The organism is Ruegeria faecimaris (assembly GCF_900182615.1).
Taxonomy (GTDB): Bacteria; Pseudomonadota; Alphaproteobacteria; order Rhodobacterales; family Rhodobacteraceae; genus Ruegeria; species Ruegeria faecimaris.
Window position 1 is genome coordinate 1 of the sequence record NZ_FXTE01000028.1, and the last position, 8,979, is coordinate 8,979.

4 protein-coding genes are annotated in these 8,979 nt (G+C 51.6%); 1 reads left to right on the forward strand and 3 read right to left on the reverse strand.

All coding sequences use genetic code 11. The features are described 5' to 3' along the window. The first annotated feature begins 978 nt into the window (after nucleotides 1-978). The gene (locus tag FN806_RS20175; RefSeq protein ID WP_142640402.1) at nucleotides 979-2,301 is read left to right on the forward strand and encodes a DEAD/DEAH box helicase family protein; all 1,323 of its coding nucleotides are present in this window, start codon (nucleotides 979-981) and stop codon (nucleotides 2,299-2,301) included. 94 nt (nucleotides 2,302-2,395) lie between these two features. On the opposite strand, the gene FN806_RS20180 is transcribed toward FN806_RS20175, so the two are convergent. Genes FN806_RS20180 through FN806_RS20190 form a run of 3 tightly spaced genes read right to left on the reverse strand, consistent with a single transcriptional unit; the run spans nucleotide 2,396 to nucleotide 8,807 of the window. Beyond that, on the reverse strand, nucleotides 2,396-5,602 hold the full coding sequence (locus FN806_RS20180) for a type I restriction endonuclease subunit R (protein WP_142640403.1): 3,207 nt from the start codon (nucleotides 5,600-5,602) through the stop codon (nucleotides 2,396-2,398). Then, on the reverse strand, nucleotides 5,599-6,798 hold the full coding sequence (locus FN806_RS20185; protein WP_142640404.1) for a restriction endonuclease subunit S: 1,200 nt from the start codon (nucleotides 6,796-6,798) through the stop codon (nucleotides 5,599-5,601). The genes FN806_RS20180 and FN806_RS20185 overlap by 4 nt, the downstream gene beginning before the upstream one ends. Next, nucleotides 6,795-8,807 carry a class I SAM-dependent DNA methyltransferase gene (locus FN806_RS20190; protein ID WP_142640405.1) on the reverse strand — a complete coding sequence of 671 codons (2,013 nt, stop codon included), beginning with the start codon at nucleotides 8,805-8,807 and terminating at the stop codon, nucleotides 6,795-6,797. The genes FN806_RS20185 and FN806_RS20190 overlap by 4 nt, the downstream gene beginning before the upstream one ends. Nucleotides 8,808-8,979: the final 172 nt, after the last annotated feature.

Below are 8,979 nucleotides of genomic sequence, written 5' to 3' on the forward strand. Positions count from 1 at the left end.
ATCTCACCGTCTGGACGGCTACTGAGATAGAGATTAAACAACCTCTTACCGTTAATCCTGGAGTTCTCGTAACCTACTAATAATTATGTGAAATACAATTACATGTTACCATTGATACACCCAAACGCCACAAATGGTTTAGGACAGGACGGTTGAAGTAATGGCAACTAGCGAAACAATCACCAAGACTGCTAAGCCGAAAGCTCGGCGGAGTTGTAAACACTGCAAGAGGCGATACACGCCTTATAGATCGACTTCGCAATACTGCTCCAACAGTTGTCGGGTGCTGGCTTGCAATACGCGCAAGAGGCAAAAAGCTGAAAAAGCCGCCAAACGAGAAGATAGTATGCAGCGCTCAATACGCTGGCACCGTGGTCAGAAGCAATTCCAACACATGCCCGAAGACGAACTCAGGGTTTTAATCGAGGCCAAATGGGAAGATCGACACCAAAAGGACCTTCAAAGAAGGGCTAGTGCCCGGGAGCGATACGCGCGTCTGAAGTCATCTGAAGAACTAGGCTCCGAACGTTTCATATTGAAGTCCGACGAAAAGAAACAACGCCAGACTCCTGTAGTGCTTGGATCAGCTCTTCAAAGAACCGGAACTTTGGTTAAAAGACCCCGACCAAAGATCGAGACGAAGCGGCGCCGAAAGCTTCTGCCGCGAAACCGAGACAGCTGATCCAGCTTAAATACCGCAAGATTTGGACGTCGTCGTCCTTCAACTGATGCTCTAAATCGAGCATATCTGCAGTAGTCTTTGTACACCGTACAACTGCAGCGCCCTTCCTCAATGTACTACTTTAGTCCTTTAAGGATGGCTCCCTTGGGAGATGGTTAATCCATTGTAATTTAAGGGATTTAATCATCTTCTTCCCGCAACTGTCGCGTTCTTGATCGTACGAAACGCGACAACCCTCTCCAACCAACCGCAACTAAGCCCTGACAGGTATTGTTGCTCCAAAAGGAAATATTGCCATGGCTGACATCACCGTCGTCGACACCGTTATGGGTGCTGGTAAGACATCGTTCATCATCGAATACATGAACCGCGCCCACTTCGATGGCATGTTCAATTCATCCAAGCGTCGCTTTATCTACGTTACGCCTTTGTTGGATGAAGTCGAACGGGTAAAAAAGGCGTGTCCAAGCCTCAGGTTCAAGGACCCCAAACCAATACATGGTCGCAAATACTACGGTCTTCAAAAGCTGATCGACGAGGGCGAGAACATTGCGACAACACACGAGTTATTCAGGATGATCACTCAAGAAACGAGAGAAGCCCTGTTGTCGGCCAACTACACGCTCGTGATCGATGAAGTTCTTACCTGCTGCGACTTCTTTGATGGTTTGACCAAGTTCGATCAAGGCGACTTGTTCTCGACCGGTAAAGTGTTTGTTGAACAAACCACCAAGCGTCTTCGCTGGAACCACGAAGAGCATGGGAGCTATAAAGGTAAGTTTTCTCCGATCAAGCACCTTTGCGACAACGGGAATCTGGCTGTCTATGCCGAGGGTAACCGGAGCAAACGGGTCTTAATCTGGCAGTTTCCAATTGAGTTCTTGGAGTGTTTTAAGGAAGTCTTTGTGCTTACCTACCTGTTCCAAGGGTCTCCCATGCGGTCTTACCTGGAGGCGGAAGGCGTCTCCTTTGACTTAAAGGCAGTGTCTGGAAGCCACGCAACTGGATACCAACTGATACCGTGGTTGGATCACAACGAAGGAGAGATTAAGTCCAGGATCCGGAAGCTGGTTTCGATCTACGAAGGTAGGGGCAACGACATCGGAACCCCAAAGGGTAGAGAGCAGCCGTTGTCATCCTCATGGTTCAAACGTGCCGACGCTGCATCTTTGCGCAAGTTAAAGGGCAACACCGTGACGTTCTTTAAAAACCACGCCAAGACGCGATCAGCAGATAACTCATGGACAACCTTCAAGGACCACCGCCAAAAACTGAAAGGCGAGAGCTATTCCGGTAAGAGATGTTGGATCCCACTCAATACCAAGGCCACTAATGACTTCGCTCATAAGAGATCCATGGCGTACCTAGCCAACAGGTTCTCTTTGCCGATCCTTCGCAACTTCTTTGCAGATCAAGGGGTCGAGATGAACGATGACATTTATGCAATCTCCGAGATGGTACAGGTAATCTGGAGGACGGCAATCAGAAACAACGAGCCGGTCATGCTGTATATACCTAGTGAACGGATGCGGACTCTATTTCAGCTTTGGTTGAGAACCGAAAGCACCGCTGAGTTACTTGAAGAAATCGCCCTTGAACCTCAAAAACTTGCTGCCTAGATCTATGTCCCTCGCCTTTTCCGGCGGGGGAATGACCGAACTCTGCTTGTTGAAATTCGTTGTCTAGTAGTGACTGTCTTCGTTCCCACCTTTTTTACATCGGCGTGGAATATGTATTGGTTGAAGTCAGCTTCTGAGAGACGACTAGGTGCGCAAGCACAGCTTCGGCCTTCGTGTCAATTTCCTCTGGTGTGAAGCTGTCGGGTAAACCGCTGGTATCGTCATATAGGTAGTCGTGAATTCGAGTTCGCATGGCGTCGCGAGTTGTCTGCTTGGCGAAAAAATCCTGAACCCGGTCTACTTCAAGTTTCAAAACCCTGTGTAGACCTTCAGCGACTCTCTTTATCCGATCTATCTCGTCGTGGCGAAGTTCAGGCTTGATTAGGAGGTCAAAGAGAGCAAGTGTTTCCTCATCGCCCAAACCTTCGCGCACAGCCCGTTGCTCTTCTTCACTCAACTCTGCAACTAGTATCAGAAGTGCCTCGAATGTTTGCTCAATGGTCACACGGTCTTTCTCCTGATTGTACTGAGCGACGATGCGTTCGTAGTGAACCTGGAAGTCGGTCCGCAATGGATTCTGACGCAACAACAGTTGCAGTCGCCGCTCCACAGCATCCTTTAAGCTTTGAACCGCCGTGTTCTTCTGAGGTGACCTGGTAAATTCCTGACGAAGCCGTTCAAAATCGATCTGGCTGATGTCGTAGAGGTTACCATCAAGACCACCGCTTTCGGTCGTTTCCACCGCACCGCCAACCACGTCGTGCAATTGCTTGATGATATCCGAAATATCAGCCTTCTTCACATCATCTTCCAGATTCTTATAGATCACGTTGATCGCGTCTCGGTCGTCGCGATATCGACCAATTTCCTTTAGGTTCAAACACGCTTTGAACTTCTTGAAGACTTCGCGGCACATGATCTGGAAACGCTTACGACTTTCATCGTTTTCGTTAACGATCTCCTTGGCATCAATGATGGCCTTATTCCGATCAAAGCCAGTCTTGGTAAGGACGTCGGACAACGTAAAGCCACGACCATCCAGGAAGTCACGAACACCGGCGATGGCCTCTGCGAGATCGGCCAGCAACTCTTCATCAGGTCGAACAGGGTCGATTTCCGGTGGTGGGCCATCCTCATCACCTGTGTAACCAGCAAAGGTCGCCAGGGCTTTTCGTAGGTTTTTCAAGATGCCACAGTAATCAACAATCAGTCCGTTGTTCTTGCCTTCATGCACCCTGTTGGCACGTGCAATGGCCTGCATGAGCGTATGTGCCTTCAGCGGCTTGTCTAGATACAAGGTCGAAAGGCTGGGCACGTCAAAACCGGTCAACCACATGGCACATACGATAGCAACGCGGAACGGATGCTCTTCCTTCTTAAAGGCAGATTCCACGTCAAGCCGCTTACCATCTTCGGTTTCAAAGCCATCCTTGATCAGCTTACGGTGCGGGATGATGTCCAAGTCCCAGTTCCGGAATTTGGCGACCTCACCCTGCTCTTCACTGACGACAACCGCCATCAGGGTTTCCCGCATCCAGTCTAACTGACGCTCCCGATCAGCCCGGTCTTGTTCGTCACAACCGGCCAGTTCGACTTCAAGCTCACTGATCCGTCGTTTCCAGTGGTCGATCAACAGACCATGCATCCGCACCGCAGTGATCTTGTCGATACAGACCAGCATGGCTTTACCAGTTTCCCATTGTGTTGAGTAGTGAACCACAAAGTCACGGGCGATCTTGTCCAGCCGGTTAGGGTTGGTGATGACGTGGTAGTCGCGTTTGAGCTCTTTCTCTAGCCGCTCTGCAACATCCTGATCATCGATCTCCAACTCTTCCAGTTTGGCCGCGATCTTGTCGTTCAGATCATTGGTCGCAACCTGAAGCTCTTCCCCACGGGCATCGTAGTAGAGCGGCACTGTGGCACCATCTTCCACCGCCCGCTGGAAATCGTACTTGGACACATACTCACCAAATACTCGGCGGGTGATCTCATCGTCAGAGAACAGAGGCGTTCCTGTAAACCCAATCCGGCTGGCATTCGGCAGAGCGTTCCTCAGGTTCAGCGAGAGCGTCCCGTACTGCGTCCTGTGGGCCTCGTCCGTGATGATAATGATGTCATCCCTATCAGAATAGAACTCACCTTCGTTGAGCTTCTCATTGAACTTCTGGATCAGCGTGAAGACATACGCCTTGTGCTGGCCCAGCAGGGATTTCAATTCCTTACCCGATCCAGCCCGCACCGGGTCTTGGTCATTGTCTACCAAGCCGCACCCGGCGAAGGTCTTGTACAACTGGCCATCCAGATCGGTCCTGTCAGTACAGATCACAAAGGTGAAATTCGACCCGATCTTGCGGTGAATCTTCTGGGTATAAAATACGATGGAATAGGACTTGCCTGAGCCTTGAGTATGCCAGAACACGCCCAGCTTACCGTCACGAGCCTTGCGATCCTTGGTGGCTTCAATCGCCTGGTTCACGCCCAGGAACTGGTGATTCCGGGCCACGATCTTGATCAGCCCATTAGGCGTCTCGTCGAACAGGATGAAGTTCTCATAGAGGTCGAGGAAGTTTCGTTTGTCACAAACGCCCTTCAGCAAGGTCTCCATCTCAACAACCCCAGCCTCACCTTCGCTTAGCCGTTTCCAGTCGTTGAAGTGTTCCCATTGGCTGGAGATGGACCCGATGCGGGCATCGACACCATTGCCCAACACGATAAAGGCGTTGTGGTGGAATAGATGCGGGACGGTGTCTTTGTAATCCGCCAGATTGCCATCATAGGCGTGGCGGATGTCTTTGTGCAGGGCTTTGCATTCCACGAACAACAGCGGCAGGCCGTTAACAAAACCGACGATATCCGCCCGGCGACGGTAGAGGTCACCCTTAATCCACATCTCCCGCACACAGAGGAAGTGATTGGCCTCGGGGTTATCCCAATCGATCACCTTCAGCCGCTTCTTGACCAATTCGTTCCTGGCATCGCGAAACTGAACCTGCACCCCGTTTTTGACCAACTCGTATTTCTCACGATTGATCTGAAGCGTCCCATGGGTCACCGGAACTTCGGTGATCTGACGAAGAGCATCCTGATAAGCCGCATCTGGCAGACCTGGGTTCAACCGCATCAGGGCCTCTCCCAGATAGCGGGTCAGCACGACATCCTTTTCGGATTTACGGCCTAGCGTCCCCTCAGGTCCCAACACCTCTTGCATGGCATAGATGTTCTCATCCCAGCCGAGAATGTCCTTGAGGTAATCCGCTGCGGTTTCCTGTACCAGCGTGTCTTCGTTCAGGGCTGGGCTCATACTGTAACCTCCCCGCTCATGAGTTTGGGGAGAAGGAGATCACGGGCTTGAGCCAAAGACCTGTTCTGAAGAGACAATTTCTCAACCTGATCGAAAATCGAAACTGTAGTTTCGTCGAATTGATCCATGAGTATTTTGTTGGGTACAATAACCGGCAAACTGGAAAACTTGGACTTGTTCACGTTTGCCATGGTGACACCTCCGCCTATCGCCTCCAGCCTCGGCTTCAGAGCTTCCAAAGCAAAGAAAGCGAAATAACGAGAACAGGTCTCGTTGGGTACAACCGCGTTGATTTGCTGATTGGTTTGTGCCTCGGTCGCATTCATCGAAGTAACGCCTACCGTGCCAATACAAGAAACAAGAATGGAACGTGCTGGCAGGGTTTTCTTAGTTTGGGTTTCGGCTCCACGTTCCGACAGACATTCTTCGGTCACAATGATTATTGATTGGCCGTGCATATCTGGTGTTTTGATAAAGGGTATGTCTGAGCCAAAGTTTTCTGGCTGTTTCTTGGAAGGTGTTTTACCCGTAACTACTAAACCCAGATCAGCTACGGTTAGGTTCGCCCACCCCTCCGGCACACCATCAACGATGGGGACGTGTTCGTGGCCGGGGAAGCGGAAGTGGACGAACCATTCCTTGTAGAGTTGCCGTGCGGCCTCCTCCAACAACGCAATCCGCCGCCGATTGTTCTCGATCAAGTCATCATAGGCGGAGAGGACTTCGGCAATACGTTTCTGTTCCCACACATCCGGTACAGGGAATGTCAACGACAAGAGCTTGCCCTGACTGAGGTTGTCCTGTGCAGCCCCTTGCGTGAAAGCTCGAAAACGCTTCTTCAACAAGGCGTCAAACATATACTTTATGAACTTTGCGTCACTCTTTTCTTCGTCAGGAATGAAGCCAATAACGCTGTCCGGAAAACAGGCTTCGATATCCAGAATTGAAGTTTCCGCAATGTTGGCAGCGATGGTGATACAAAGAGTTCCTACCGGCCAGAGTTTACTCTGGGCCAATCCAGCTTCACTGTAGGTCTGGGAATAGTCTGTGAGATAAAGCCCTGCATGTTTCACATCGCCGGTCTGCACAAACGGATAAGGCCCGCCATAGAGGTGCTCAGCATCTCTTGGACGATGACGTGACCTACCTCTAGAAACCGTGCCGATTTCATCCAGTCGGAATTCAGCCCAACTCACACGCCCAACTCCTCAAAGTTCTTTTGGATTTGGGCAGCAAGCTCACTGGCCTCTTCGTTCAGACCAGCCAGTTCCAGATGGATGTCCCGCAGGGCTTCCTCGAAGTCGAAATCCTCGTCTTCCTCTTCTGGGGCGACACCGACATAGCGACCGGGTGTCAGGCTCCAGTCATTTTCAGCAAGCTCGGCGTGATCCACCAGCTTGACCAGCCCTTCCACATCGCAAAGCTCGGCATCGGGGAACCGCTCTTGCAACCAACGGGCTTGTTTGTGGAAATACCGCACCTGCCGCAGGGCCACGACAGCCTCTTTGCGGGCTTCATCCGCTTCCTTGATCAGTTTGTTCAGGCCACGACCACCACCGGTTTGATCTTTGGCGGTCTTTTCGATCAGTTTGAACACCTGATCGATCTGCTTGATCAGATCACGGCTGGTTTCCGCCGTAGGCTCCAGCACAGCGGCGGCATTGGTTAAACCCGCGTTGTCCTTGGTGATGGAACCAACCTTCGCGGTCACCTCGGTTATCGTGGCATCGAAGGTTGAGATATCAGTGATCAACTGTCGGTATGCAGCCTCTGCTTCATCCGCATCCTCGACCTTCTCAGACAGGGCACCATAGGCGTCATAGAAGGCATGCAGCGGCTCTCTGGTCGCTTCTGCCGCCGTGATGGTGTTGGTGAGGTAAGTGTCGATCAGATGCAGGAACCGGTCCTGCTGTCCACGATAGAGCCAGAAGATAGCAGTCAGGTTCTGGGTCTGCTCGGGTGAGAAGTCATAGATTTTGCGGGTCACTTTGCGGAACACAGCCCGTGCATCAACCATTAGCACCTTGTCCTGCATGGCCTCGGGCTTGCCCTTGTTCAGGAACCAAAGCTCACAAGGCACGGTGCGGGTGTAGAAGAAGTTACCGCGGATCGCCATCATCGCGTCCACATGACCAGTTTCGATCATCTTGCGGCGGACCTTAGCCTCTTCCCCACCAGCGGAAGACGCCTGTGATGACATTACAAAGCCCGCACGGCCCTGATCATTCAGGTAGCTGTAGAAATAGCTCATCCACAGATAGTTGCCGTTGGAAACCTGGCCGCTTTTGTTCACACCGGGCAGATCAAACGGCAGGCGTGGATCGGCCTTGATCTTGGTGGCGTCCACCTCGTCCACGTTGAACGGCGGGTTCGCCATCACGAAGTCGCACTTGCCCACCATCTCATGGGGCTCTTCGTAATAGCTGATGGCCTGTGCGATATTGCCTTCGAGCCCATGCACGGCAAGGTTCATCTTTGCTAGGCGGATGGTGATCTTGTTCTTCTCCATCCCGTAGAAGGTTGCGACCTCCTGCGGGCTCTGATGCATCTGTTCGATGAAGTGAGCGGACTGCACGAACATACCGCCGGAACCACAGGCCGGGTCGATGACATTGCCATGGTCTGGTTCGATCACGTTTACGATGGTTTGCACGATGGACACCGGCGTGAAGAATTCGCCGTTATCGTGGGCACCTTGGTCAGCAAACTTGGTCAGGAAGTATTCATAGATGCGGCCAAACACATCGCCGGTCATGTTTCTTAGGGCAGTGTCATTGAACGTCCGCAGCAATGTGCCCAGCACGTCATTGTCCAGTTCCTGATACTCACGCTTAGGGAGAACTCCGGCGAGGGTTTCATAGTCTTCCTCGATCTTCTCCATCGCGTTCATGATGGCTTCAGCCCGGTCATCCGCGTCGGTCAGATTTACTAGGTGATCGAACTGGGCTTCTTCCCGCAGATAGATCGCACCTTTGCCCGAGAAATCCTCTTTGGTCAGGGCACGGGTCACGCCACCACGGCTGGGCAAGTTGGCTTCGATCTGAGGTTTCAGGGCAAGATATCGGCTGTATGCATGGCGCAAGAAGATCAGGCCCATTATAGGCAAGAATGCTTCGTTCGACGCAAAACTACCGTTTGCCCGCAAGGTGTCAGCGCTGCTCCACAGTCGTTTTTCAATCGCCTCAATATTCTCAAGCTGAGCCATCTAATCTTGGTCTCCGTGCCTTTAGTCGACATCTATAGTGTTAAAACGCCCATTTATTGGTCGTGCCATCTCACGTACTGTTATCGTCTTGGTTGAAGAAGGTTAACTACAAATCGATCAATCGCTTGTCGGTGCCGCACAATTCGTCGAGTGAGTATTGGTTGACTCAACC